The organism is Ruegeria sp. AE4, assembly GCF_056542185.1.
In genome coordinates, this window is record NZ_JBQFZK010000009.1 from 20,737 (window position 1) to 46,420 (window position 25,684).

Annotated in this window: 23 protein-coding genes; 8 read left to right on the plus strand and 15 right to left on the minus strand. The window is 58.6% G+C overall.

Features of this window, described 5'->3' with window-relative positions; genetic code table 11:
- Window positions 1-6 precede the first annotated feature (6 nt).
- The gene (locus tag ACR0EK_RS12310; protein WP_480483981.1) at window positions 7-702 is read left to right on the plus strand and encodes a CDP-alcohol phosphatidyltransferase family protein; all 696 of its coding nucleotides are present in this window, start codon (window positions 7-9) and stop codon (window positions 700-702) included.
- 22 nt (window positions 703-724) lie between these two features.
- Here the strand turns inward: ACR0EK_RS12310 and ACR0EK_RS12315 are convergent, their stop codons facing one another.
- On the minus strand, window positions 725-1,192 hold the full coding sequence (locus tag ACR0EK_RS12315) for a hypothetical protein (protein WP_480507053.1): 468 nt from the start codon (window positions 1,190-1,192) through the stop codon (window positions 725-727).
- A 76-nt stretch (window positions 1,193-1,268) separates the two neighbouring features.
- Complete coding sequence (locus tag ACR0EK_RS12320; protein ID WP_480546325.1) at window positions 1,269-1,724, minus strand: methylated-DNA--[protein]-cysteine S-methyltransferase; 456 nt, start codon at window positions 1,722-1,724, stop codon at window positions 1,269-1,271.
- 132 nt (window positions 1,725-1,856) lie between these two features.
- Here ACR0EK_RS12320 and ACR0EK_RS12325 point away from each other — a divergent pair, with 132 nt between their 5' ends.
- Window positions 1,857-3,827 carry a hypothetical protein gene (locus ACR0EK_RS12325; protein WP_480967836.1) on the plus strand — a complete coding sequence of 657 codons (1,971 nt, stop codon included), beginning with the start codon at window positions 1,857-1,859 and terminating at the stop codon, window positions 3,825-3,827.
- Between the two features lie 42 nt (window positions 3,828-3,869).
- Here the strand turns inward: ACR0EK_RS12325 and ileS are convergent, their stop codons facing one another.
- From ileS to ACR0EK_RS12365, 8 genes are all read right to left on the minus strand, one after another.
- Window positions 3,870-6,782 carry an isoleucine--tRNA ligase gene (gene ileS, locus ACR0EK_RS12330; protein ID WP_480967837.1) on the minus strand — a complete coding sequence of 971 codons (2,913 nt, stop codon included), beginning with the start codon at window positions 6,780-6,782 and terminating at the stop codon, window positions 3,870-3,872.
- Window positions 6,783-6,946: 164 nt separating this feature from the next.
- Entirely contained in the window at window positions 6,947-9,655 is a 2,709-nt protein-coding gene (locus tag ACR0EK_RS12335) for a DUF2339 domain-containing protein (RefSeq protein WP_480967838.1), read from the minus strand.
- Window positions 9,656-9,735: 80 nt separating this feature from the next.
- A complete protein-coding gene (locus ACR0EK_RS12340) occupies window positions 9,736-10,215 on the minus strand; it encodes a DUF2269 family protein (protein ID WP_480900203.1) in 480 nt (159 codons plus the stop codon).
- Window positions 10,215-11,531: an SDR family oxidoreductase gene (locus tag ACR0EK_RS12345; RefSeq protein ID WP_480967839.1), complete on the minus strand. Its 1,317-nt coding sequence runs from the start codon at window positions 11,529-11,531 to the stop codon at window positions 10,215-10,217. Before ACR0EK_RS12345 ends, ACR0EK_RS12340 begins: the two co-directional genes overlap by 1 nt.
- Before the next feature lie 76 nt (window positions 11,532-11,607).
- Window positions 11,608-12,318, minus strand: coding sequence for a VIT1/CCC1 transporter family protein (locus tag ACR0EK_RS12350; protein ID WP_267367744.1), 711 nt, complete (start codon window positions 12,316-12,318; stop codon window positions 11,608-11,610).
- A 62-nt stretch (window positions 12,319-12,380) separates the two neighbouring features.
- Window positions 12,381-13,370 carry a YcjF family protein gene (locus ACR0EK_RS12355; RefSeq protein ID WP_480967840.1) on the minus strand — a complete coding sequence of 330 codons (990 nt, stop codon included), beginning with the start codon at window positions 13,368-13,370 and terminating at the stop codon, window positions 12,381-12,383.
- Window positions 13,363-13,818, minus strand: coding sequence for an N-acetyltransferase family protein (locus tag ACR0EK_RS12360; RefSeq protein ID WP_480483988.1), 456 nt, complete (start codon window positions 13,816-13,818; stop codon window positions 13,363-13,365). The genes ACR0EK_RS12355 and ACR0EK_RS12360 overlap by 8 nt, the downstream gene beginning before the upstream one ends.
- Entirely contained in the window at window positions 13,815-15,230 is a 1,416-nt protein-coding gene (locus tag ACR0EK_RS12365) for a YcjX family GTP-binding protein (RefSeq protein WP_480967864.1), read from the minus strand. The genes ACR0EK_RS12360 and ACR0EK_RS12365 overlap by 4 nt, the downstream gene beginning before the upstream one ends.
- A 107-nt stretch (window positions 15,231-15,337) precedes the next feature.
- On the opposite strand from ACR0EK_RS12365, the gene truA reads away from it, so the two are divergent.
- The gene (gene truA, locus ACR0EK_RS12370; protein ID WP_480900125.1) at window positions 15,338-16,105 is read left to right on the plus strand and encodes a tRNA pseudouridine(38-40) synthase TruA; all 768 of its coding nucleotides are present in this window, start codon (window positions 15,338-15,340) and stop codon (window positions 16,103-16,105) included.
- A gap of 1 nt (window position 16,106) precedes the next feature.
- On the opposite strand, the gene ACR0EK_RS12375 is transcribed toward truA, so the two are convergent.
- From ACR0EK_RS12375 to ACR0EK_RS12385, 3 genes are read right to left on the minus strand one after another with little or no spacing between them, the layout of a single operon-like run.
- Window positions 16,107-17,021 carry a nickel/cobalt transporter gene (locus ACR0EK_RS12375; RefSeq protein ID WP_480559732.1) on the minus strand — a complete coding sequence of 305 codons (915 nt, stop codon included), beginning with the start codon at window positions 17,019-17,021 and terminating at the stop codon, window positions 16,107-16,109.
- A complete protein-coding gene (locus tag ACR0EK_RS12380) occupies window positions 17,006-17,680 on the minus strand; it encodes a DUF1007 family protein (protein ID WP_480967841.1) in 675 nt (224 codons plus the stop codon). Before ACR0EK_RS12380 ends, ACR0EK_RS12375 begins: the two co-directional genes overlap by 16 nt.
- A 44-nt stretch (window positions 17,681-17,724) precedes the next feature.
- On the minus strand, window positions 17,725-18,528 hold the full coding sequence (locus tag ACR0EK_RS12385) for a thioesterase family protein (protein WP_480967842.1): 804 nt from the start codon (window positions 18,526-18,528) through the stop codon (window positions 17,725-17,727).
- Between the two features lie 231 nt (window positions 18,529-18,759).
- Between ACR0EK_RS12385 and ACR0EK_RS12390 the strand changes: the two genes are divergently transcribed.
- Complete coding sequence (locus ACR0EK_RS12390) at window positions 18,760-19,695, plus strand: 2-hydroxyacid dehydrogenase (protein WP_480967843.1); 936 nt, start codon at window positions 18,760-18,762, stop codon at window positions 19,693-19,695.
- A 15-nt stretch (window positions 19,696-19,710) separates the two neighbouring features.
- Here ACR0EK_RS12390 and ACR0EK_RS12395 read toward each other — a convergent pair whose 3' ends face one another.
- Complete coding sequence (locus ACR0EK_RS12395) at window positions 19,711-20,067, minus strand: hypothetical protein (protein WP_480483995.1); 357 nt, start codon at window positions 20,065-20,067, stop codon at window positions 19,711-19,713.
- Window positions 20,068-20,243: 176 nt separating this feature from the next.
- Here ACR0EK_RS12395 and ACR0EK_RS12400 point away from each other — a divergent pair, with 176 nt between their 5' ends.
- From ACR0EK_RS12400 to ACR0EK_RS12410, 3 genes are all read left to right on the plus strand, one after another.
- Entirely contained in the window at window positions 20,244-21,077 is an 834-nt protein-coding gene (locus ACR0EK_RS12400; RefSeq protein WP_480920311.1) for a bifunctional allantoicase/(S)-ureidoglycine aminohydrolase, read from the plus strand.
- A gap of 111 nt (window positions 21,078-21,188) precedes the next feature.
- Complete coding sequence (locus ACR0EK_RS12405; RefSeq protein ID WP_267366558.1) at window positions 21,189-21,512, plus strand: hypothetical protein; 324 nt, start codon at window positions 21,189-21,191, stop codon at window positions 21,510-21,512.
- 53 nt (window positions 21,513-21,565) lie between these two features.
- The gene (locus ACR0EK_RS12410; protein WP_480900132.1) at window positions 21,566-22,552 is read left to right on the plus strand and encodes a type I glyceraldehyde-3-phosphate dehydrogenase; all 987 of its coding nucleotides are present in this window, start codon (window positions 21,566-21,568) and stop codon (window positions 22,550-22,552) included.
- Between the two features lie 36 nt (window positions 22,553-22,588).
- Here ACR0EK_RS12410 and ACR0EK_RS12415 read toward each other — a convergent pair whose 3' ends face one another.
- Entirely contained in the window at window positions 22,589-23,524 is a 936-nt protein-coding gene (locus ACR0EK_RS12415; protein WP_209598213.1) for a LysR family transcriptional regulator, read from the minus strand.
- Window positions 23,525-23,853: 329 nt separating this feature from the next.
- Between ACR0EK_RS12415 and ACR0EK_RS12420 the strand changes: the two genes are divergently transcribed.
- On the plus strand, window positions 23,854-25,659 hold the full coding sequence (locus ACR0EK_RS12420) for an autotransporter assembly complex protein TamA (protein WP_480967844.1): 1,806 nt from the start codon (window positions 23,854-23,856) through the stop codon (window positions 25,657-25,659).
- Window positions 25,660-25,684: the final 25 nt, after the last annotated feature.

The window sequence follows — 25,684 nt, forward strand, 5'->3', positions numbered from 1 at the left end:
CCTAGCATGACACTCAGATTCAAAGCTCTTGCCGTACATCTCTTCACTGCCACTGGTGCTGTTTTCGCAATGCTGGCCATGCTGGCCGCCGTGGAAGAGAAATGGAGCCTCATGTACCTTTGGCTGGTTGTATCCTTCATTGTCGATGGCATCGACGGCCCGTTGGCGCGGCACTATCACGTCAAGAAAAACGCACCCGAGTTTGACGGCGTCTTGCTGGATCTGATCATCGATTATCTGACCTATGTGTTCATCCCAGCCTTTGCGCTGTTCAAATCCGGATTGATGGATGGATGGACCGGCTGGTTCGCAATCATCGTCATCACCTTTGCCAGCGCGATGTATTTCGCGGACACCCGGATGAAAACAAAGGACAATTCCTTTTCCGGCTTTCCCGGATGCTGGAACATGTTCGTTGTCGTGATCTTCGCACTGGAGCCCAATTTCTGGATCATCCTGCTGCTGGTCACGCTGCTGTCGCTTGCGATGTTTCTACCTTTGAAATTCGTTCACCCCGTGCGCACCGAGCGTTGGCGCAGTCTGACCTTGCCGGTCGCCCTTGCCTGGACGTTCTTTGCGGGCTGGGCCGCATGGGTCGATTTTCATCCCGAAAGCTGGGCCCACTGGGGTCTGGTCATCGCCAGCCTGTACCTGACATTTGCGGGTATCGCACAACAGGTTGTTCCGCAGCGCCGTACCTGACACGAGCGCTGCCGGACCGGATTTAAAGAACGTCCTGAACCTCAAATTCAGTACCGTTATGGGTAAAGACGTCGCCCGCTTTCAGACCGGCCATGGCTAGGTAGATCGGGCTTTGTGTCGAGATCCCCATATATGTATCTCCACCCACCTCGAACCGGGTCGTCGAAACGCAGACGACAAAGCTGCGGTTGTTGAACTTGATCACCGATCCCGGCCTGACTGTATCTGTCAGACCAAAATCGGTATTCTCGATCACATCGATTTTGGCATGATGCGCATGAACAGGCGCGTCAAATGCAGCTGCCAGATCGGCATTTTCGCGCGATGCGGCTATGTCATCCTTGTCGTGGCCTTCCCGGTCATCCAGTTGGGCATCCTTCAGAAATGCATCGTAATGGGCCTGCGCCGTTGCAAGCTCCTCTGCCTCAAGCGACATCAACCGGTCGATAATGGCCTTCTTCTGGGCTGCGCGATCTTTTTCGGTGCTCATTCAATGCGATCCTTCAAATTCAGCAACTGATATAAGTTGTGCTTCCCAGAACCGGATTGCAACCGAATTTCGAGGCTTAGATCAAAAGACCCGCCGCCCGTTCATGCCGTAGCAGTGCAACCTTTGTCTCGACCCCGCCGCACCCGGAAAACCCGCCCAGCCCATTGGCAGCCAGCACCCGGTGGCAGGGAATAATAACGGGAATCGGGTTTGCCCCACAGGCCTGACCGACCGGTTGCGCCGGTTGTCCCAGCGCCTTGGCGATATCCCCGTAGGTGCGCGTTTCCCCAAGAGGAATGGCATACATAAGATCACAGACCCGCCTTTGAAACTGCGATCCATGGATGCGGTAGGGCAGATCGAAGCGGTCAAGCCGTCCAGCGTCATAGGCCATCAACTGCGCCGCCGCCTCGCGCAGCAGAGCTGTTGGTTCGCCGTCGTCCTGACCGTCCCAGACCAGCCGCGTGAGGGCACCATCCGTTTCCTCGATCCCAAGTCTTCCGAACTGAGTATCAACTGCAATCATCGCCATGGGCTGACGGTTTCAGATCAATCCTCCAAGTTCAAGTGGCGAAACCGTGGGGCTGCGCGACGCGCGGATTTTGCGAATTGCGGCAATCATGTTAGCCTAGCCGCATTGTCAAAAAGAGATTTGGAGCATGAGATGGGTCGTCATTTGATCCTGACGGTTCACGGAATTGGCGAACAAATACCCGGTGAGACCGTCGATCAGGTCGTCGGGGCCGCGACAACCTGGCTGGATGGCAATCCCGAACCCCCGATTGAGGTTCAGCGTGGGATGATCGAGCTGGCCGAAACAACCTTCGACGGCACCCCCCGAAGCGCGAAACTGTTCCCGGTCAACCTGCGCAAGGTGACGAAACCGTCAGCACCGCAGGACGAGGCCATGTTTGCCGAGGTTTTCTGGGCCGACCGCTCACCCGCCCCGAAAGGAGCCATTAAGACAGCATTGGACCTGATCTGGGTTGTTCTGGCGCTGGGTTATCTGGCCATGGACAATGCCGAACAAACGCATAGCCGCGCGGACGTGGCGACGGATCAACCCAACGGCAGGAACACTTTTCCCGCGCGGCTGGTTCACCTTTTTACTTGGGTTTTCTTCGGCGCAGTTGCGACCCTGAATGCCTATCTTCTGATCGGTGCCATAGCCGTTATGGTTGATCGCGTTCCCGGGATCTTCTTTCAAAGCACGATCCTGCTGTTCTGGCTCTTGTTCACGCTTTATGCCGGAGGGGCCGCATACGGACTAAGGCGCAGCTTTGCAGCTCCGACTTATCTAAGACGCGTATTCTGGCGCGGCATTTTCGGGATGGGGTTTTTGCTGCTGATCTGCCTGATCATTGGTCCGCTTGGTCTGGAAATCCGAGCCTGCACACCCTTGCCGGACAGCCCGGTTTGCCCTTCGGCGCTGGAGCAGTTTGTGGCCTTTCAGGTCTACCTGCTCGCGTTTTTCTGGGCTTCGCTGATCTTCATGACAATCATTTTGTACGTGCTTTCTGCGACCAGCCTTGATGAAAAGGTTCAGGCAGACAATCTGAAAGAACACAGGCGGCTGTACCCCAGCATATGTGCAGGAATGTTGGTGTTCTGGATGTTCTTCATTTCCGGGTTGTGGCTAATGCTGCGGGAAATGCTCGACACGGTTCCGGGGCTGTCGGATGGAAAACTGACCGGTCTTTTTGACAATTTCCTCAGTGACTCCATCGAAACACTCAGTGTTGCCTTCGCGGCAATTGTCCTGCTTGCGTTTGTTGGTGTTGGCCTGTTTGCCGGTCGCAGAAGGCTGAAGGCAAACCTGCATGTCCGCGACGGGCTGATCAGCCGCGCCATCCTCAATCGTTTTGCACAATGGGTTTTTTTGTTCGGTGCAATCGTACTGGCGATGGTCACTATCCGAGAAATCGCGTTGAGCCAGCACGTCGATCCCCTGTGTCAGATCGGAACGGACAATTGCAATCTGATTGGCCGGGTTCTGAACAAACTGGCAAGCAAACAGGGCGAGATTGGCCTGATCGTCCTGGGTGCAACAGCATTGATGTACCGCTTTTCCGATTTCGTCGCAGCAGGGCTGGGTGTGGCACGGGACATCGTCACCTATGCCATTCGCGACAAGTGTTTACTGAAAGCGGACCTGAAAACGAGGCTGCGCAATTATCCGGATCGCAAGGCGATTGATGAACGATTTTATCGTGCACTGCATTATGTGGTGGATATCTTTGCCGCGGACCACATCACGGTGATCTCACATTCACAAGGCACCGTGATTGCCACGCAAATGCTGGCTGATCCACGCGTGCAAAAGCTTATCAACGGGCGCAACGTGACGCTGATTACGATGGGCTGTCCTGTGACCCATATCTATCAGCGCTATTTTCCCGAGATGTTTACAGTCGTTCCCAAAAACCTGAACGCCGCATGGTTCAACATCTTCAGGCAGGATGACTTTGTAGGGACCGAGATTGAAGGCGGGCTGATTTCCGCAAACCGCAACATTCCGGTCGAGCCCGGTGGTCACACCGGATATTTCACGGATTATCAGGTTTGGAAGGCCCTGAAGGACTCAGCCATAGGCTTTGACCTGTTTAATCCGACACCGCAATCCGCGCAGACGTGAAACGAAAAACGCCCCCTCGAAGGATCGAGAGGGCGGTTTCAATCAGCTTAGCGCCTCATCGCAGCGTCGGCAAACTCCGACATGGGCGTGGCGGCCCACGTCCGGAAGGATTTTCCAACAGCGCTGACATTTCTCGCCTTCGGCCTTCTCGAACACGACGGCAATGCCTTCGATTTCGGGTACGCGGAATGCTTCGGCCGGGGCCGGGTCGCCGGTCACGGTCAGGCCTGACGTGATGCACAGATCGTCCACGTCAAAGGTCGCCAGCAGATCAAGGGTTTCACTGTCCTCAACATGCACAATCGGTGCCGCTTCAAGGCTGGAGCCGATCACCTTGTCCTGCCGCTGGATCTCAAGCGCAGCTGTCACTGCACGGCGTACACGGCGCACTTTGGCAACGGCCTCTTCCAGTTCGGCGAAACGCCAATCCGCAGGCGTTTCCGGGAAGTCGACCAAGTGGACCGAGCTATCGTCGCCCGGAAAACGCTCCAGCCAGACCTCTTCCATGGTGAAAACCAGAACCGGCGCCAGCCACGTGGTCAGGCGATGGAACAGGATATCCAACACCGTTCGCGCAGCACGACGGCGCGGCGTGTCGCCGTCACAATAAAGAGCATCCTTGCGGACGTCGAAGTAGAAGGACGACAGGTCAACCGTGGCAAAGGTGAAGACCGCGCTGAATACGCCCTGGAAATCGAAGGACGCATAGCCCTTGCGAACCTGCTCATCCAGATCGGCCAGCCGGCTGAGCACCCAGCGCTCCAGACGCGGCATATCTTCGGGTGCAACGCGATCGGCCTCGGTGAAATCCGCCAGCGAGCCCAGCATAAACCGCATGGTGTTGCGCAGACGGCGATAGCTGTCGGCGGTGCCTTTCAGGATCTCCGGCCCGATCCGCTGGTCGGCCGTGTAGTCGGTCTGAGCCACCCAAAGGCGCAGGATATCGGCGCCGTACTGCTTGACGACCTCTTCCGGTACGATGGTGTTACCCAGCGATTTGGACATCTTGTTGCCCTTGGCATCCAGCGTGAAGCCGTGGGTGACGACATTCCGATATGGCGCACGGCCCTTGGTACCGCAAGCCTGCAGCATGGACGAATGGAACCAACCACGGTGCTGGTCGGTGCCTTCCATGTAGACGTCGGCGATGCCGTCCTCGGTCCCATCTTCGCGGTCGCGCAAAACAAAGGCGTGAGTGGAACCAGAATCGAACCACACATCCAGCACGTCAAACACCTGATCGTAGTCATCGGGGTTGGCGATGCCGTCGAGGATTTTCTCTTTGAACCCGTCGGTGTACCAGATATCCGCGCCATCTTTCTCAAACGCCGCCTTGATGCGCGCGTTCAGGTCTGCGTTGCGCAGCAGGTAATCCGCGTCGGTGGGCAAGGCACCTTTCTTGGTGAAACAGGTCAGCGGCACGCCCCAGGCGCGTTGGCGCGACAGAACCCAGTCCGGACGCGCTTCGATCATCGAATAGAGGCGGTTGCGCCCCGTCTGCGGCGTCCATTTGACCAGTTCGTCGATCGAGCGCAGGGCACGTTCGCGGATGCTGTCGCCCATCTCACCCATGCCGTCATCCAGGTTGCGGTCAACGGATGCAAACCACTGCGGCGTGTTGCGGTAGATGATCGGAGCCTTGGAGCGCCACGAATGCGGATAGCTGTGCTTGATCTTGCCGCGCGCCAGCAGCCCGCCAACCTCGGCCAGCTTGTCGATGACAGCTTTGTTCGCGTCACCCTCACCACCCTTGCGGGACAGGATGTATTTGCCACCAAAGAACGGCAGATCGGTGCGGAACGAACCATCATCCATCACGTTATAGGTGATGACCTGCTCCAACATGCCTAAATCGCGGTAGAGTTCGAATTCCTCCATACCATGTGACGGCGCACAGTGGACGAAACCGGTGCCTTCGGTATCGGTCACGAAGTCAGCCGCGCGGAAGTCGCGGAGGTCGTCCCATTCGCCATTGCCGCCCTCGGCCCCGGCCAGCGGGTGGGTCAGTTGAACACCTTCAAGTTCATCGGTGGCGACACCGCGTGCACGGGTCCACTGATCGTCGTTCAGACGGGCACGACCCAACACATCTGCGGCCATATTGTCAGCCAGCAGGAATCTGTCACCCACATTAGCCCAGCATTCCTCAGGCGCGCCGGTGACTTCGTACAGGCCGTAGGAGATGTCGTTGCCATACACGACCGCCTTGTTCGACGGCATGGTCCAGGGAGTGGTGGTCCAGATTACGACGAACGCATCATCCAGATCACCCGCGTTCATGACCTTGAACTTCACCCAGATGGTAAAGCTTTCCTTGTCGTGATACTCGACCTCGGCCTCGGCCAGCGCGGTTTTTTCGATGGGCGACCACATCACGGGCTTCGAGCCCTGATACAGCGTGCCGTTCATCAAGAATTTCATGAACTCGTCGGCAATCACGGCCTCGGCATGAAAGTCCATGGTGATATAGGGATCGGGCCAGTTGCCGGTGATGCCCAGGCGCTTGAACTCTTCCCGCTGGATGTCGATCCAGCCTTCGGCGAACTTGCGGCATTCCTGGCGGAAGTCGACGATGTTCACCTCGTCCTTGTTCTTGCCCTTCTTGCGGTACTGTTCTTCGATCTTCCATTCGATCGGCAGGCCGTGGCAGTCCCAACCGGGCACGTAACGCGCGTCAAAGCCCATCATCTGATGGGAACGCACGATCATGTCTTTGATCGTCTTGTTTAGTGCGTGGCCGATATGCAGGTGGCCGTTCGCATAGGGGGGGCCGTCGTGCAGAGTAAAGGGTTTGCGCCCCGTTTTCTCGCGCAGGCGGTCATAGACACCGATGGTCTCCCACCGCTCCAGCCATGCGGGTTCGCGTGCAGGCAGGCCCGCGCGCATTGGAAAATCGGTTTTGGGCAGGTTCAGCGTGTCTTTATAGTCAGGCGTTTGGGTCGTGTCGGCGCACATTTTGAGCGTCCTTTGGATGATCTGGTCGTACTAGGATCGAAGCGGTCGGTGCGAATTCTCAAACACCTTTGCCCGGCGTCTCAGAGGGTCAGAGCGCCGGGGATATAATTCGAATAATGATGGCCGTCCGGTCATACATGGCCGCGCTTATAAGACGCCTGCCTTCAATGGTCCAGAGGTTCCGGCCCATGCGGCGAATGGCGCAGCTTGGCCCAGCGATTCAACCATGCCAGACCGGCCAGCCCAAGCCCCAGCGCCAGCAGTGAGAACACGCGGATCAGCCCGCCCAGACCGGCAATATCGATCAGAAAGACCTTGGCCACCGCCAGCCCTATCACCACCAACCCCGCCTTGCGCATCGCATCCGAACCACGTGCCAGAGATTGGTAGAACAGCGCCGCCCCGACCAGCAGCAGAACAAGGGTATATGTATAAAGCTCGGGCTGCGTGACGCCGTTGCCTTCAAACATGCCTGCTGCGCCCTGCCAGAAATGGCGGATGGTCAACCCGAACCACACGGCAACCAACGCACCCGCAAAGGCGTAGCTTGCCAGCCTGATCTGCCTTGGCATGTCCTTGATCCGCCAGGCCGAGAATCCAATGGTCAGTGCGGGCACCAGATAGGCAAGGACAAGGGTGTTCAGAACCGGTGGGCCAAGCACCGGGTCGGCGTTGGGGTTCAGAAGCGGGTTTTGGTCGGTCAACGCCAGGGTCAGCTGGAACACGCCATGACCGGCAAAGAACGCCGCCAACACGTACCGTGCATAATTCAGCTTGCCACCCAGCCCAAACCTCTGAACCTGAGCGAAGGCCAGCAGCAGCCAGATGACCGCCAGCAGGCCCAGACCCCAATGGCTGTTGTCGGCCCCGCCTTCACCGAAACCTTCAAGCCACCGCAGTAGCAACAGGGACAGCAGAATGCCTCCTGTTGCCCAAGCCGCGCTTTCCAGCAACAGTGCTGCAACCGGCCGCTGCAAGGGACGCAACAGCCACCAGCCAGCCACGAAACCCAACGTGGCCGCGCCATAGACCATCGCCATTTCGGGAAGCGGGGCCGCGTTGGCCCAGTCCAGACCCGGATCAAGTACCAAGCGTACGGTGACGGTAAAGACACCGGCCCAGATAAACCAACTCATCTGCGGCAAGGTGAACCTGCGATCCAAGGCTGCTGCTGCGACGATGCTGGCCACCAGCGCAATCGTCAGCGCGGCCGAGCTGAGCACGATGACGCAAGCAAAGACCAGACAAGACAACGCGGACAACGTGGCCAGAGCAGCCCGCATCCGGTCGTCGCCATCGGCGCGACCAAAACGCCCGGCCAGAACCACCATCAGAATTGCCAGGACAATCGCGTGCAGGGCCCAGGCGTACGCACCGATAACCGTGGCAGGACGCCAGCCCAATTCCAAAGCGATGGCCAGCGCCGGTGCAAGAATTACAGCGCCCCCGGCCCAGATTGCACGATACTGGTTTGCCCTGAATGACCGCCATGCCATCAAAATCGACATGAGCGCGCCCAAAGCAACCAGCGCGGTGGCTGCCATCGGAAAGTCGGCCTCGGGCGTCTCGGCATAGGTGTCGGTGAAACTGCGAAGAACTACTCCGTATTCCAGCCCGTGAGAGGCCACAAAAAACACAAGGCCCGCCGCAGGCAGGACGGTCAGATCCTGTAACGCAGGCGCATCCTTGGCCCACAATAGCAGCGCCAGAAGCAGGGCGGACAGCAGGCAGACACCCAACCAGAATTCAGCCGCTGAGTCTGCCCAATGCCAGGACAGGATTGCTGTGCTGGCCGCAATCGCTCCGGCGGCGAGCCGAGTTGGAAACTCGGGCCACGGGCGGGTTCCGGGGGTGCGGATCACCTGAGACATCATGCACCCTGCATGATCGGGCCAAACGCGCCGCACCGGAATGGCCGTCGCCAGAAGTGCGAGCACTGTTGTCGCGACCAGATATCCCGGTTCCGTATTCGGAGCGCCACTGACCAAAAGCAGGTTTGCCGCATATACCCCGACCAACGTCAGAACCGAAATCCACGCCCAGCGCCGCACCGTGTCGATACCCAGCCCCAAAACGGCAACCAAGAGAAAATAGGCATAGAGCCACGATGGATCGTCAGATGCGCCTCCAACCAGAAAGGGTGCTGCAAAAGCTCCGATCAGTCCAACCGCAGCCAGCAGCGGGCCGTGGAACCACCCCAGAACAAGCCCAACAAGCGCGATGACAACCATTCCTGCCAAGGCCGTCTCGGCCCCGATCAGGCCATAAAGCTGCCGCGCAGACAGGATGGCGCCGAACAAGGTAACAAGGCCGGCCCCGGAAAAGACCGATGGCAAATAGGCAGTGGCCACCGCTTCGTCATCCCCGAACCTGCGGCGCAGAACCTCACCCCCGATAATCAAAACCGAGCCGAAGCCAAGCGCGGCAAAAACGCGGGCCGCCGGAGGTAACAATCCGTTCTCAACGCCATATTGCACGAGGAAAATACCGGCCAATGCCAGCGACAGTGCTGAGACCGCATAAAACCAGTTCTCACGCAGCCACGCGCCCAGCGCAGCAAACCTGTCATGGCGAAATACAATTGCAGGAGTAGCGGCGTCGGTGTCTACATCTTCGGCGCTTTCGTCTTCCTGTCGCTTTGGCGCGGCCCACGGCCCCGGGCTGTGAACCTGTTCCTCTGCCACAGGTTGCGGTGCAGGTGCATCCTGTTCCGGTTGCAGCGACGCCGGTGCATCACCCGACACCAACGCATTGATCTGCCCTTCCAGTTGTTCGACCCGGCGACGCAATCGGGAATGTCCGACCAGAAGTGCAATCAATGTCACCGGGATGGCCAGAACAACCAGGCCAATAAGAACAAGCAGCGTTTCCAACCGAGTCTCTCCGATCCGTAATTTCGGCCAAGCTATCTTGTGCTGTCGGTCAGCAACAGTCAGGAAAGCCGTGACAAAGTCTAAAGTACAGAAATCGCCGGACGAGCGATCATCAGCCAAAGGATGGTCAAAACCGCCAGAAATGCCGGAACCCCGCAAGCAAACCAGAACCGAAACAAGCGGTAATACTCCGGTGGCAGTTGCATTCCCCGCTCTGCCGCCGTTCGCGCGTGGTCCCGCAACCGGATTTGAACCCAAACCACCGGCAACCAGAACAAGCCTGTCAAAACATAAAGCACCAGAGACAACACGATCCATCCTTCACCCAAATGCCATCCGATCTGCCAGGCAAGCAGCGCTCCGGTCACCGGTTGCAGGATGACGGCGGTCGTGGTGAACAGAAGGTCACCCAGTACCACGATACCCGCCGTATGGGCGATGACGTGCGGGTCGTTTGTCCGGTGCGCCATCAGCATGAAAAAGGCGATCCCTGCCCCGGTTCCCAGCAGCACACATGCACCTATGACGTGCAGCCATCGCAAGATCAGTTCAGGGTCCATCATCGGCTCTCAAACAAGGGCAACGCCACAAGCGACAGGATCATCGCGGGCAGGATTTTCACCAGCGGCCCCAGCGGATCTAACCACAATTCCGGCATCGTGACCGAAGCGGCAATCAGGTAGAATATGGCCACTGTCAACTGCGCCACACAGGCCCGCGCCGCCCATCGGCGCCACAGGATGGCCAGACCAAGTGCTATGTCGATCAGGGACCAGAACACAACGCTGGTCACCGCCAAGGCGGATGACCACCCGGCTTCGACCAGCATACCCGAAGCCGCGGACAAACCCGCCAGACCAAACAGGCCCGACAGCAACCAGAACAGGCTGAGTGTTGCAACGATCAGTGGCATCAACAGCGTCATCCGCGCAGTCAACCGATGCTCGCGCGCGCAAGGCAGCATGGCGTAGACCTCAGGCAAGGCGGCAATCCCGCGCCCGGCCGCTGCACGATAAGGGCCGGGATCGCCGATCACGCCATCCGCCATGACCGTCATCGCCGTGCTGCGCAGCGGAGACCGCCAACCCAACAAGGCCAAACAGTCCGCAATGGCCGCAACGGCTTTTGTCAGGACAGGCGGCAGGACCAGATGGAAGCGCGCGGCAGGAAACCCAAGCCACTGTCGCGTGCAGCGCACCACGTCCGACAAACTATGCGGGGTATCCTCGACCAGATCGTAATTACCCTGCGGTAGGCAACCGGCAACGGCAGCAATCACCACGTCACACAGATCGGGCATCCCCATGCATTGAACAGGTGTATCGGGGTAAGCCAGCGGTTGAACAAAAGGAACAGACGCCAGCATTCGAAGCAACGCCGTTCCCCCATAATCCGTTTGCCCGATAACAAGCCCCGGCTTTAGGATCCAAAGTGTTACGCCCGATGCGCGCAAAGCGGCATCTCCGCGTGCCTTGCTGCGCAGGAAATGCGTGCTGGCGTCCGGCTCTGCCCCGATGGCCGAAATCTGAACAACGCTTATGCCACCTTCCGCGCAGGCCCCTGCAAGGGCTGCGACCGCCATATGGTGCACCGCTTCAAGGTTGTCCTGCGCGTTATCCTGCAAAGCCCCTGCGCAATTCACCACGACATCGACGTCGGCCAGCAGGTCCTGCCAATCGTTCTTTTGCAACAGATCGCGCATATCGCCCTGTTTCAGCAAAACCCCCGGCAGGACCTTTGCCCCTTGGGCAAGATTGCGCCCCATGCCCTGAACCGTGGCACCTGCGGCCGACAATGCCCGCGTGACGGCGGTGCCGATGAACCCATAAGCACCCAGAACCAATACGTTCTTTCCAGAAATCTCGTGATCTGCCATCGGCCTTTGCACCTGTTTTACGCCACTCTACCTATCCGGGAAGTTTTGACCAGTCGCGACCACCGTGCTGCGACATTTATGGATGGAACAGAGACCCGACGAGATACGCGATCAGTGCCGCCAGACCACCGATCAACAGCGTTTCGATACCTGACCGCCACCAGGGCGCCAACGACCACCGGCTTTTGAACGCACCAATCGCAAAGAAGACCCCCATCGTCATCCAGACCGACATCTCAAAAGCGTTCTCCACCGACGCCAAAAACGGCAACAGCGGGATCATCCCGGCCACAAGGAACGCGAAAAACGTGGCCAACGCGGCTTTCATCGGATGTGGGTCGACACTGCCCAGCCCATATTCACCCTCGATCATCAGGTTGACCCAATGTTCGTGGCTCGACGTGATCGCGGCGGTGGCTTCGTTCAGAATTTCCCCTGACAACCCTTTTTGCGACAGAATTTCACGGACCTCCTCGCGCTCGCCGTCGGGGTAGAGTGCGATGTGGCGTTCCTCGATCGCCCGAATGCGCCGTATGTTGTCCAGTTCGGCCTTAGTCCCCGAGTAATTGCCTGCGGCCATTGAAAACCCGTCCGCCAGAACGTTTGCCAAACCAAGTGCCACGATAACAAACGGGGAAAGACCCGCCCCCGCGACACCGGCGACAATGGCAAACGTGGTGACGGAACCATCAATGCCGCCATACACAACGTCGCGTAACACACCGCGCCCGGGCGGAGCGTTGATCCGGTCGGCAATTTCCTGCGGACTGTGACCGTGATCCGTCATGGTTTGCTCCTACTGTTCACTGGCAGAGTGCAGAAGGGTGTGGTCTGACGCTTTGCTCTGGATCAACCCTTGGAGAACAGACCCTGCAAGGCGCGTTTAATGATGCCTCGCGTGGAAGGTTTGTGGCGTTTTGAGAATGGCAAGGGGCGGCAGACCTCCATCGCGGCCACGCCCACTCGGGCGCTGAGCGCACCGTTGACCAGACCTTCTCCGAACCGTCGGGACAATTTGCTGAGAACGGATCCGCCCAGAACAGGTTCCAGCAGATCGTCACCAACGGCCACCGCCCCAGTTGCGACCAGATGCACAAAGACGGCACGGGTCAGACGCCAGCTTCCCAGCGTGCCAGCCCGCCCCCCGTAGATTTCCGCAATGCGACGGATCATCCGCAGGGACGCGGCCAGAGCCGTTACAACATCCGCCAGTGCCAGAGGGACCAGAGCGGTCACGGTGGCAACCTGCCGTGCTACGGCCTCAACCTCACGGCTGGCGGCGGCGTCGAGCGGGGTCAACAATTCATCCTCGGCAAGGTTTAAAAGCGCCTCGGCATCGAACTGTTCCCCCATACGCTCGGACAACCGCTCGCGACCCCAGCGGGTATCCTCGCGCCCTTTGTAGAATGCAATGATGCGATGTGTGACGGCACGCGCCTGAGCCAGGTCTTCATCAGCCAATGCAATATCCGCTGCACGGCGCATCCCATCAACACGGGACAACCGCCCCAAAGCCGCGAGTTCGCGTAGCGCGATGATCACCACCACCAGAACCAATGCAGCCAACAATCCGGCAAGGATCCAACCCAGAACGGGCATCCGCGTCACCAGAGAGGTTGCAAAATCCCAGGTGGCCACCGATATGGCGGCCCCGACCACCGAAAGCGCAAGCCCCCAGAACCAGCGCGCAAGGACTGAGGGTTTGCTGGCCGCCAGTCGGGCCGCGCTTTGCATCGCCTGCCCCTGAGGTGGCACAGTATCCGGCACCGGTTTTGCCTGCGCGACATCAGCAGCGGGTTCATCATCGTCAAGATCGATCAAAACCGGACCTTTAGCCATTTGTCGTATCCCTGCTGTGCCAGACAAACCTTATGTCCGGCAGGTTTTCATCGTTTTCTGCCCCATCGCTGCGCGCCACCTCGGCAAAGCCGTTTCGCTCATAGAACCGACAGGCGCGGGAATTATCCTGAAACGAGTACAAGCCCAGCCGCCGCTGGCTTGCTTTCGCGTGACCCAGCAATTGCTGACCAATCCCCTGCCCCCGAGCTTGTGCATCCAGATAAAGTGAATGGATTTCACCACCATTCAGCGCCAGAAACCCGACCACGCCCGTCTCTGCCTCGGCCACAGTGACCCAGCCCTGATCAATCATCCGGCCGCAAAAGGCGATGGTTTCAGCACAGCTGTGCAATTTGGGCATCCAGTCGTTTTCCAAAGCGAAATCGTGCAGGATCGTACCGATTGTACCGGCATCTGTGGTGCGTGCGGGGCGCAGTGTCGCGATCACAATCTGTCTCCGATCAGAAACTGCGCTGCACGATCCAGTCGAATATGCGGGGGGCCGTCACCAGGTTTCAGGGTTAGTTTTGCCGGCGCAAAGGCCATGAACCCATAATCTTCGTTCAACCAGCTCTCCGCCCCATTTCGCGCCGGACCCAACAGATGCGTTGGATCCTCGGGCAATTGTCCAGGATAAAAAGCAGCCTGTTTGCCGCTGTCCAACAAAGTGCCACGCACGCATGGCAGATCGGTTCCGCCATGGCTGCGTATCTCTTCGGTCGTTGCACGCAGCGAGGCCAGAGACAGGGCCGCAGTCCGGGCCCCGGCGAAATTCGCACGATCGCGTGCCTCGCGCGTCAAAGCTTCGATAATCGCGGTCAGGCGGGGATGCTGCGTGTGGTGCAGGTGGTCCGCTTTTGTCGCAGCAAACAGGATGCGTTCGACTTTTTTACCCAGCAAAAGCTGGCTCAGCCATGCGTTCCGGCCCGGACGAAAAGCCGACAGGATATCAGCCATCGCGCGGCGCATATCTTCAACGGCCTGAGGACCTTTGTGAATTGCGCCCAGCGCGTCAACCAGAACCACCTGCCGGTCAATCCGCGAGAAGTGATCCCGAAAAAACGGTTTCACGACCTGAGATTTATAAGCTTCGAACCGCCGTTCCATCTCGCGCTGAAGGGTCCTGCGCCGCGACGGGCCAGTGATTGCCAACGGTGCAAATGTCAGAACCGGAGATCCCGCCAGATCACCCGGCAACAGGAAACGTCCGGGGGTACAGTCGTAAAACCCGGCATCGCGCGCTGCGTTGAGATAGGCGGTGAACGACGCGGCCAGAGCTTGTGCGGCAGGTTCGTCGTGCCCTACCGACGGGTCTGTATCTTGGACCAGTGCCAGATACGCGGCAGCCTCGGCGCGGGTCTTAATCCGTGCCAGTGTTTCCTGAGACCAGTCTGCGTAAGACTTGTCCAGCAAGGCCAGGTCCAGCAGCCATTCGCCGGGGTAGTCGACGATATCCAGATGGACCGTGCGCGGCCCCTGCAGCCTGGCAAGCAGCCCGGCAGGACGGGCTTTGAAGGACAAGCGCAATTCAGATACCGCGCGCGTGCTGTCTGGCCAGTGCGGTGTCGGTCCCGTCAGGGCGGACAGGTGCGATTCATAATCAAACCGGGGCACAGTGTCATCCGGTTGGGGTTGCAGAAAGGCGGCATTGATTCGCCCCTCCTGCTGCGCAACCAGCCCGGTCATACGGCCCCGATCCAGCAGATTGGCAACCAACGAAGTGATGAATACTGTTTTACCGGACCGCGCCAGCCCGGTGACACCCAAACGGATGACCGGCTCGAAAAATGTCTCGGACACGCTGTCGCCGATACTTTCGACGCCACGTGCAAGACTGTCTGCCAGTGAAGAGATGACCAATCCGCCGCCCCGCAATTTTCCTTTTGCCCAAGATAGGTAGCGGTCGCGGCACATACCAGCGCTTTCGCCCCCTTGCCCGATCCTGCGCTGCGCTGTACCAGCGGCACATGCCCAGATATGCGTTGAAAGTTGAATACCAGGGGGAACCGTTTGCCGGATGGCAGCGGCAAAAGGATCAACCATCTGTACAAGGCGCCATCGAACAGGCCCTGTCCCGTATTCAGCCGGGCGACCACACAATTGCCGCAGCGGGGCGCACGGACGCCGGTGTTCACGCCCTGGGGCAGGTTGCCCACTGCGACATGACAAAGGAATGGGACCCGTTCCGCCTGTCTGAGGCGCTGAACTATCACCTCAAGCCTCTCCCAGTGGCCATCGTAAAGGCCGCCCCCGTGACCGAGGATTGGCACGCGCGGTTTTCAGCGGTTGAACGGCAATATCTGTTCCGCATCCTGATGCGCCGGGCGCCCGCAACCCACGACCGGGGACAGGTCTGGCAGATTAGCCACCTTCTGGATGTCGACGCCATGCAGGAAGGGGCAAACATGCTGCTGGGCCGGCATGATTTCACCACGTTCAGGTCGTCGATCTGCCAGGCGGCCAGCCCGGTCAAAACCCTGGATGAACTGCGCGTTGAACGGGTCGCAGGCTTTTCCGGCCCCGAGGTTCATTTCCACGTGCGCGCCCGGTCGTTCCTGCACAATCAGGTACGCAGTTTCGTCGGAACGTTGGAACGTGTGGGCGCCGGAGCGTGGACCCCGGAAGATGTGCGTGAGGCTTTAGAAGCCGCCGACCGCGCTGCCTGCGGGCCGGTATGTCCGCCGCACGGGCTGTATCTGGCGCGGGTCGGATATCCGGACCCGGTGTTCGACTGATCTAAACCGCGCGCAGAAGCAACCCGCCTGCAATCACCGCAATGACAAGTCCCGCCACCAGTTCGATGGAGGGTGCCAGAACCGACGCAAAGCGCGTGGCCGAAGCCGAAGCCAGCAGCCCGCCGCGCAGACCAAAAGACGTCCACCCGACCAGCGTAGTCACAGTCGCCGTGCCAAGCGCCATGGCAAAAGCACCCGCGATCCCCACCATGGCGATGCCCATTTGCCACGTCAAAATCAGTACAAACAAGGCACCGGTACAAGGCCGAGCTGCTATGCCTGCGATTAGGATCAGGGCTTCGCGCAACGTGCCCACATTTGCGACCTCGTCCGCGGTTGGACCATGACGATGACCGCACTCCGCACAGGCTCCCTCATCATGATGGTGCTGATGGGTGTGATCGTTAGAGACATGCTTTTTCTGCTGTCGTGCGAAATTGCGCACAGCCCGTACAACCAGCCAAAGCCCAATCAACGCAATGGCTCCGTAGCTGATCGGAGCCATCACCTGTTCGGTCGTCCCAACTAGGCTTTCGCGGGACATCTGAAAGACCAGCACCCCCGCGTAGACCAGCACAACCGCCGTCACCGCCTGACCAAGGCTGGACAATACACTGATCGCCGACAACCGCCAGAAGGCGACACGCCGACCCAAACCGTAGCCCCCTATCAAAACCTTCCCGTGGCCCGGACCCACAGCATGAAAGAACCCGTAGGCGAAACAGACGGTCAGAAGCGTGGCCACCGCCTGAGGCTGTTCCGCGCGCGCGGCACGCAGGGACCGCGCGATCTGGTTCTGAAAGTCCCGCTGCTCTCCGGCAGCCCAACCTGCCAGACTGTCAAACCCACCGCTGCCCCAGAACCAAAGCAGCAAACCAAAGGCCAGAGCGACCGGAACAATCAGGAAACGGGACATGAAACAAGTATCTCAGTCGCAAAGTTCTCACCAACCAAGGGAATATCGTTTTCCTCGAGGTCGTAATCCGCGTCCAGTGTCAACAGAAACGCCTGCATCTGTGCAAGCTGCCCGTCTATGTCGGGTTCGTTACGATCCATCTGGCATAAAGCTGGGCCTGTCACAGTTACAGGGCGCGTTATCTCATAGGCCGTATAGAAGGACTCATCAAATGCCTTGGCGGAAAGCCCTGTGGCAAGTATTGCGTCGCCTTCGACCGCTCGCAAATGGGTGGTTACAATCCGCCCGTCTTCCGTTGTCGCGCTGGGCTGTATCGGGCGGGACAGAGCCACCGGTGTTCCGTCTTTGGTGAGCACGAGGTCGCCGTTATATCCCTCGACCCATTGCATATCGAACCCGCTCAGACGTTTTTCTTCGCTTTCCGTCAGAATACCGTCAGCATCCTGATCCAGATTCATGTCTTCCAGAACAAGCAGAGAGTAAAATTCGTCATATGCCCACGTCACCCGGATATGGGTCAGGTGACCGGCCTCATCCACGATGAACTCCAGCCCGGTGTCGATAAAGACATGCGGGTGGGATAGTGCCGGGATCGGCAGGCAACAGGTCATGACAGTGAACAGCCAGCGCATATGCGCAAGATAGGTCTGAAGGGACACGGCGACAACGGCCTTTACACACACATGCGGAAACTGGCCGACCTTCAGACTGGCGGGAACAGCACAAGTGTTTGCAGAGCGGTTCCTACAGGACCCTGCGTGTCGAAAAGCACGGACTGAGACATGCCGATGCCCGTAGGTTGCCAATGTGAAACCGAACGGGACGCCAGCCAATCTGACACCGGTTCGCGGTGGATATTCACGGTCAGATCGGTGTTCATGAACCCCATTTCCGACGTCGGAGCATTCCACGAGATTCCATTGCCGCAATCCGCCAACGGGCACAGTGCCTGAATGGGCGACTGATCTTCGCCGCTCAACAGCTTTGGGGTGCGCATCCAGACCGTTTTGGGTCCGGCCCCCTGTTTGCCGTCTTTGGGATAAAGGATGTCACTGTAGTGGGCAAACCCCTTCAAATCATGACGAATCTCGCCGATTGGAAAAGGACCTTCTACCGCGTCTTCCAACTGTGGCGCGCTGGTTTCGACGTTTGCCACCACGCCTAGATCGCGCCGCACCAGATGCATGGTGGCGGCCGTTGCGCAGAGTGTGTCATCCAGATCGTGCACCGCAACCCGTGTGGTCGCCAGCGTCTTGGTATGGCGCGTGGTTTCTGCGGCAACCCGCAACCCGGCCAAGGGCAGAGGGCGCAACAGGTCAACTGTCAGGCGGGTCAGCATCTTTTCGGGGCCAATCTCGGTTTCCGCTGCCCGCACAATCAACCCGCTTACCGGCCCTGCGTGGCAATGATCGGCAGACCATGGACCGCGTGCGGGATCATTTCCGACAAACGCCCCATCCTCGCGCTGACAGAAATAAGTGTGATCCGTGAAGTCGAGCCCTGCCATCAGTCCCCTCTGGTCATTCGCTGCGTTGTGTGCCTCAGCTCACTCATACCGGTAACCGGTTGCGAAGTAACGTGGTTTCCCTTGCGCGAGGTGAGTGGTATCTTCACGAAACTGTCCTTTTCGGGTTATGAAACCGGGCTGTACTTTTTGGCACGAGGATGGCTTAACAGACCTGATCCTGTCCACCGCTGTGACGGGACGTCACCACATCACATCCAAGTGGGGTCGCATATGGCGTTGTTGATTGAAACCGGGTTGTCGGACTGGATTGGGGATGAGGAAATCGCCGCCACATTACAGGCCTTGGCGCCCGGTGCAGACATCCGCACACCCGGAACGCTGGGCGACCCCAACGACATTACGATGCTTGCAGTGGTCAGCATGCAAAGCAATCACCCGGAGAAGTTGCCCAACCTGAAACTGGTTCAGAAGCTGGGGGCCGGGGTTGAGACCATAGTTGGCCATCCGGACCTGCCTCCGCATATCCGAGTGGCACGTTTGAAGCCAGACGCGCCTGCGCAGGGCATTGCCGAATGGTTTCTGGCCTATATTCTGCGCGCTCAGCGCCATATGGTTTTTCACGAGGCATCCCAGAGCCGCGCCGAATGGTTGCCGCGCGCACCTATCTTCACACCTGATACGGTTGTGGGCGTTCTGGGTCTGGGCCATATAGGGGCCCGCACTGCCCGCATGTTACGTGCCGTCGGGTTTCAGGTCATGGGCTGGAGCCGCTCACCAAAGTCCATCGATGGTGTCACCTGCCTGCATGGGCTAGACGCGCTGCCTCGGCTGTTGGGGCAATGTGATCACATCTGCGCTATCCTTCCTTCGACGCCGCAAACCGCGGGTTTGTTTGACGCACAGACGCTGGCCGCGATGAAGCCGGGCAGTCAGTTGCTGAACGCCGGACGCGGAAACCTGATTGACGAGGCGGCGCTGATCGCGGCGCTGGATAACGGCTCACCGGGCCATGCCGTGTTGGACGTCACGTCACAGGAACCGCTGCCAAAAGACAGCCCCTTGTGGCGGCACCCTTCTGTGACGATCACACCGCATGTCTCGGGCTGGTATCTGGGGGACGCACTGTCGGATGTGGCTGAGAACTACCATAGGCTCAGGTCCGGCGATCCCCTGTTGCACGAAGTCAGTCGCGACCTGGGGTACTGATAACCAAGTCAGAGATCAGGGCGTCAGGATCCAGTTTCCGTTACCATCATTGCACCGGCGGGTTCTGATCTCGCGGCTTTGGTCGCTGCCTTCCGGCTGGATGACATGCTGAAGGCCGACGCAGTTGCCCTGAACGTTTTGCACCCGGATCGTTCCTTTTGAGCCGGTATCGTCGTTTTGCCAGGACCGTTCCTGCCCTACAGAAGGCGTGCCATTGTTCAAAAGGGCATTCGAGGTTTCACTGACCACTTCAAAGTCTGCCGGGGACAGCCCCATCTCAGCTATGATTCGGGAGAGTGACTTGGCGTCGGCGGAACCGGTCATCAATAGGGTGCCAAACGCGGCAATGACGGGTAAAAACTGGGCTTTCATTGTGGCCTCACAGAACTGAAATCATTTACGACCAAGGATATACCTCTGTTTCAGCAGGGCCAAGCCCCGGGGTGCCGACCTTCAAAATATCCCGAACAAACCTATCGCGCGTCAGGACCTAATAGCGCCGCGCCTTTGTCCCCATAGTGCCATTCAAACGATCCCGAGGCACACAAATGACCCATCCGACCTACTTCGCCCCGACCGGCGGCCACCCCGGCCAGAACCAGTTGCTGACCGACCGCGCCATGTTCACAGACGCGTATGCGGTCATTCCCAAAGGTACGATGCGCGACATCGTCACCAGCTATCTGCCGTTTTGGGAAGGAACACGCCTGTGGGTTCTTTCACGCCCGCTCAGCGGATTTGCCGAAACGTTCTCGCAATACATCATGGAAGTGCAGCCCGGCGGCGGCAGCGATCAGCCAGAGACAGACGCGCAAGCTCAGGCGGTGCTTTTTGTCGTCGAAGGAACAGTCACTTTGACACTGAATTCGGAAAACCATGTGTTGGAGACAGGCGGATATGCCTATATCCCCGCCAGCAGCGACTGGACATTGCGGAACACTGGCCAGACGGCAGCCCGGTTCCACTGGGTCCGCAAAGCCTATGAGGCCGTTCCCGGGTTGTCCGCGCCAGACCCGATCATCACCAACGAACGCGATGTGACGCCTGTCGAAATGCCGGGCACAGACGGCCGATGGTCCACCACGCGGTTCGCTGACCCACAGGACCTGCGCCATGACATGCATGTGAACATCGTCAATTTCGAACCGGGCGGGGTCATTCCCTTCGCCGAAACCCATGTGATGGAACACGGGCTTTATGTTTTGGAAGGGAAAGCGGTCTATCGCCTCAATCAGGATTGGGTCGAAGTTGAGGCCGGAGACTACATGTGGCTACGCGCTTTTTGCCCGCAAGCCTGTTACGCAGGGGGGCCGGGCCGGTTCAGGTATCTGCTTTACAAGGACGTCAACCGGCATATGCCCCTGTCCCTGTCGCGCCGCTAAACGCTGGGCTGGCTGGGAATCGCAGTGATCTTTTGCCCCGGGGCTTCACACAAGGGTCGGAATTTGCTGAAATCCAGGTAACTTCTTGTTTTGAGCATTGGAGATTTGTCCATGAAACTGCGCCTTGCCCTGATAGCCGTTGCCACACTCTCTACCTCTGCAATCCTGCACACCGCACCCGCCATTGCGGGGGAAGAGACCAAATCCGTCTTCGTCATGAGCCGCAACTGGGCTGTGACACAGGTCGCAGACGAACCGGTCATTTATCGCGCCACACGCGACAACAACAACCTGAACCCATTCGGCCCGCCCCCACGCCTTCGGACAACGCAAGCTATTGCTGCCATTCAACAAGCGACGGGCTGCAAGGTGATCTTCAACAGCATGTACCAGAATATCTCGGGTCAGTTCTTTTCTCAGGTCAGGTGCAAGTAAGCTGTTGCTGATCAGGCATTGAGATCGACCCGACGCCCTGCCATAGCTTGCGCATGAAACTCGCGATAAACGGATTCGGCCGCATTGGCCGCACGATCCTGCGGCAGGTTCTGGCCCTGCCCAAAGGGTCGGATATCGAGCTGGTGCTGATCAATGACATCGCGCCGCTGGAGACCTGTGCTTACCTGTTCAAATACGACAGCACCTTCGGCCCCTATCCCGGCGATGTGTCACAGGGCGATGCTACGCTGATCGTGGATGGACGCTCTGTTCCTATGACCCACAGTGCTGATCTGACACGCGTTGACTTGTCTGGCGTAGACGTAATGCTGGATTGTACTGGGGTCGCGCGCACATCCGACGTGGCGCGTCGCGGGTTATCTGCGGGCGCCAGCAAGGTCCTGATCTCGGGCCCTTCGCCTGCGGCCGACTTAACCGTCGTTTTGGGGGCGAACGAAGATCAGTTGGGCAGCGCCCGGATCGTATCGAACGCCTCCTGCACAACGAACGGGCTGGCACCGCTGGTCAAAGTGCTGGACCGCATTGGCGGTGTTTTGTCAGGCCATATGACAACCATCCATTGCTATACCAACAGCCAGCCTATGGTTGACGCCCCGCGCGGCGACCTTGCCCGGTCGCGGGCCGGTGCGCTGTCCATGGTTCCGACAACGTCCAGCGCCACACACCTGATCGACGTGGTCCTTCCACATCTGGCCGGGCGCATCTCGGGCGCTGCAGTTCGCGTCCCGACAGCCAGCGTTTCGGCGGTCGACCTCGTGGTCACGTTGGAACGCGGCATGAGGGCCGAGGATTTTGATCATGCTTTGCGTCAGGCTGTTGTCGCGTCACCGGTTTTGGGTTGGACGGATATGCCGCTGGTCTCTTCCGATTTGCGGGCGCGCCCGGATTCGCTGGTCATTGCCGGGCCGGAAACCCGCATGGTCGGAGAAAATCAGGTGCGCGTTTTCGGCTGGTACGACAATGAATGGGGCTTTTCGGCTCGCATGCTGGACGTGGCCCGTCTGATGGCCGCGTCGTGACCGGACTAACCTTCGTACACAGCGTCGGGTCGGTGTCTATGGTTTAGGCCCCGCGACAGGGTATTCTGTAACACGGACCACCTTACTGATCCGTTCAATCATGAAATCCATGAACAGGCGTGCCTTTGGATCCTGATGGCGCCGATGCGTGTATAGGCAGGCCATCTGAACTGAAACAGGCGGAGTTTCCGTCGCAACCGGTACGAGGCGGCCGGATTTCAGATGCTCGGCCACCTCGAAAACCGGCTTCATTGCAATGCCTTGACCGGACAACGCCCAATCCGTCAGAACATCCCCATCATCACATTCGAACCGCCCGGATACGGCAAATCGTTTCGGACCATCGGGTGTGACCAGCATCCACTGAAACTCGGTCGCACCCGGAAAGCGCAGGTTCAGGCATTCATGCTTGTCGGCAATCAGGTCAGCCCCGGTCTTAGGCATACCGCGCCGCGCCACATAGTCTGGCGCAGTGCACAGTACACGCTGGCAGTCGGCAATCTTGCGAATACGCAACGTGCTGTCTTCGGGCTGGCCAATGAAAAACGCCAGATCCAGACCTTCCGTCGTCAGATCAACCGAGCGATCCGTCAGGCGCAACCGGACATCAATCTCGGGGTATTCCGCAAGAAACTCGGGCACATGTGGAGCCAGCAATCGCCTCCCCACCCCCAGTGGAGACGCCACGAACAACGACCCGCGCGGTGCCTCGGTCAGATGTGTGACCTGAGCCTCGGCCTCGTCCACCGCATCCAGAACCGCCACCGCACCGGGATAGAATGCCTTTCCCTGCTCTGTCGGGGACAGGTTGCGTGTGGTGCGCTGGAACAGACGTACACCCAGATGGTCCTCAAGCTGCGATATTCGCGCCGATGTCACCGCTGGCGAAATCCTAAGATCCCGCCCGGCCGCAGACATGCTGCCCAGATCGTAAACCCTGACAAAGGTTCGGATGTTGTCGAGATAGGACATTTTTTCGGTTTTTTTGATACCCGTTGACAATATACTGGGAATATCGAAGAACCGCCCGTTTGCCTAGTGAATTGCACTGGGCCAAGACCAAAGGCCGGCCCGGACATTTGTTGCATACGGTTGACTATCGCCTGCAACGCGGCAATTCCAGTCTGCCAATCTAGATGCGCAATACGATGTGTCGGCACAAACCGGGACAATTTGACCAAAATTACCCGATCCCGCGTTTATCCCTTTTCCCAATAGCATTCAGATGTTCTAACCTGACACTATAAGACCGTCCGTGACACGGTAGCTGAGATTTGGAACTGGGACAATTGGGGCAATTCATGCAAGGGCGCACGCCGCAAGGCCGTTTGAAGTTCTGGCTGAGTGCCATTGTCATTTCACTGACCCCGACTGCTCTGATGGCGCTGGAAACCTCTCTGACGGCGCCGGGCGCTTCGAAGGAACTGGTTGAACGCCTGAAAAAGACATCATCGGTTACAACAGCGAAAGAGCGGGGCTTGGATACGCCACTTGAGATCCTGTCTGCCGCCTTGTCGGATTACCGCACGCTTGTACAGATCTTGTATGATGAAGGGTATTTCAGCCCGGTTGTCAGCATCAAGCTTGACGGGCAGGAAGCCGCTGAGTTGAGCTCTTTGACTGTGCCAACACAGATCAATAGGGCCGCAATTACTGTTGAAACCGGGCCAAGCTTCAAATTCGGCACGGCCATTGTTCAGCCCTTGGCGTCTGGTACCGTGCTGCCCGAAGGTTTCGCCCCCGGCAAACTGGCAACGACCGGAGCCATTCAAAATGCAGGCTCGGACGGTGTGCAAGGATGGCGGAATGCGGGCCATGCAAAGGCAAAAATTGAGGATCAGACCATTATCGCCCGCCACGCGCAGGCCCGTCTGGATGCGCAGATTGATCTGGACCCGGGGCGCAGGTTGACGTTTGGCCGAATGTTTATCAAGGGCGACACGGATGTGCGTCACCGGTCCATCGAAAAAATCGCCGGTTTCCCAAGCGGAGAAGTTTACTCACCAGAAAAAATCCAGAAGGTTGGAACACGTTTACGCCGCACCGGCACGTTCAACGTCGTGTCATTGCAGGAACATGAGACAGCAAACCCCGACGGGACACTGGATTTCGACGCCACATTCGAAGACTTGCCAAAGCGCCAACTGACCTTTGGGCTCGAGCTGGCCTCGCGCGACGGTGTCGATGTGACCGCGACCTGGATGCATCGCAACATGTTCAAACGCGCGGAGCGTTTGCGGTTTGAGGCCGCGATACGAAATATCGGTGGTTCCGAAGATCTTGATGGGCGGATCGGATTGCGCCTGGATCAGCCCGATCGTCTGGGTCCGGACGACAATACATTCTGGAACGCGTTGCTGGAGCGCCGCAACACCGAAAACTACAATGTGTCGGTTGCGTCTGTGGCGTATGGTGCGCGCCGCACATTCTCGGACACACTCTATGCCGAAGCCTCAGTTGGATTACAGTGGTCGGATGCTGACGACGCCTACGGAAATGGCCGCAAGTTCAGATACTTTATCCTGCCCTTCCGCTCGGAATGGGATGAGCGCGACAACAAAGTCAGCGCCACACGCGGCTTTTATCTGGATACCGAAGTCATGCCTTTCGTTGGCTTTTCCGGCACCGATACGGGACTTCGCCTGTTTGTTGACGGGCGGGTCTATACCAGCCTTGGAACCAGCGGCAGGGTTGTGCTGGCCGGGCGGGCGCAGCTTGGATCGGTCATTGGCCCACCTGCGAGTGGCGTTACACCTGACTTTCTGTTCTTTTCCGGTGGCGCGGGAACCGTGCGCGGGCAACCCTATGAAAGCCTTGGCATCCCGGTCGGGACCGGTGTTGCAGGCGGCAAATCGTTCCTTGGACTTTCAGGTGAAATCCGGGGCAAGGTGACAGATTCCCTGTCGCTGGTCGGGTTTTACGACTACGGTGTCGTCGATACCTCTTCTTTCATAGGAAGTGGCGCGGAAGATCATGCAGGGGCTGGTATCGGCGTAAGATATGATCTGGGCGGTTTCGGACCCCTGCGGTTTGACCTTGCCTTCCCGGTAAGCGGGTCCAGCGGCGACGGTCTGCAGTTCTATATCGGGATCGGGCAAGCGTTTTGAAACGGCACCTTTCATACCCACTGCT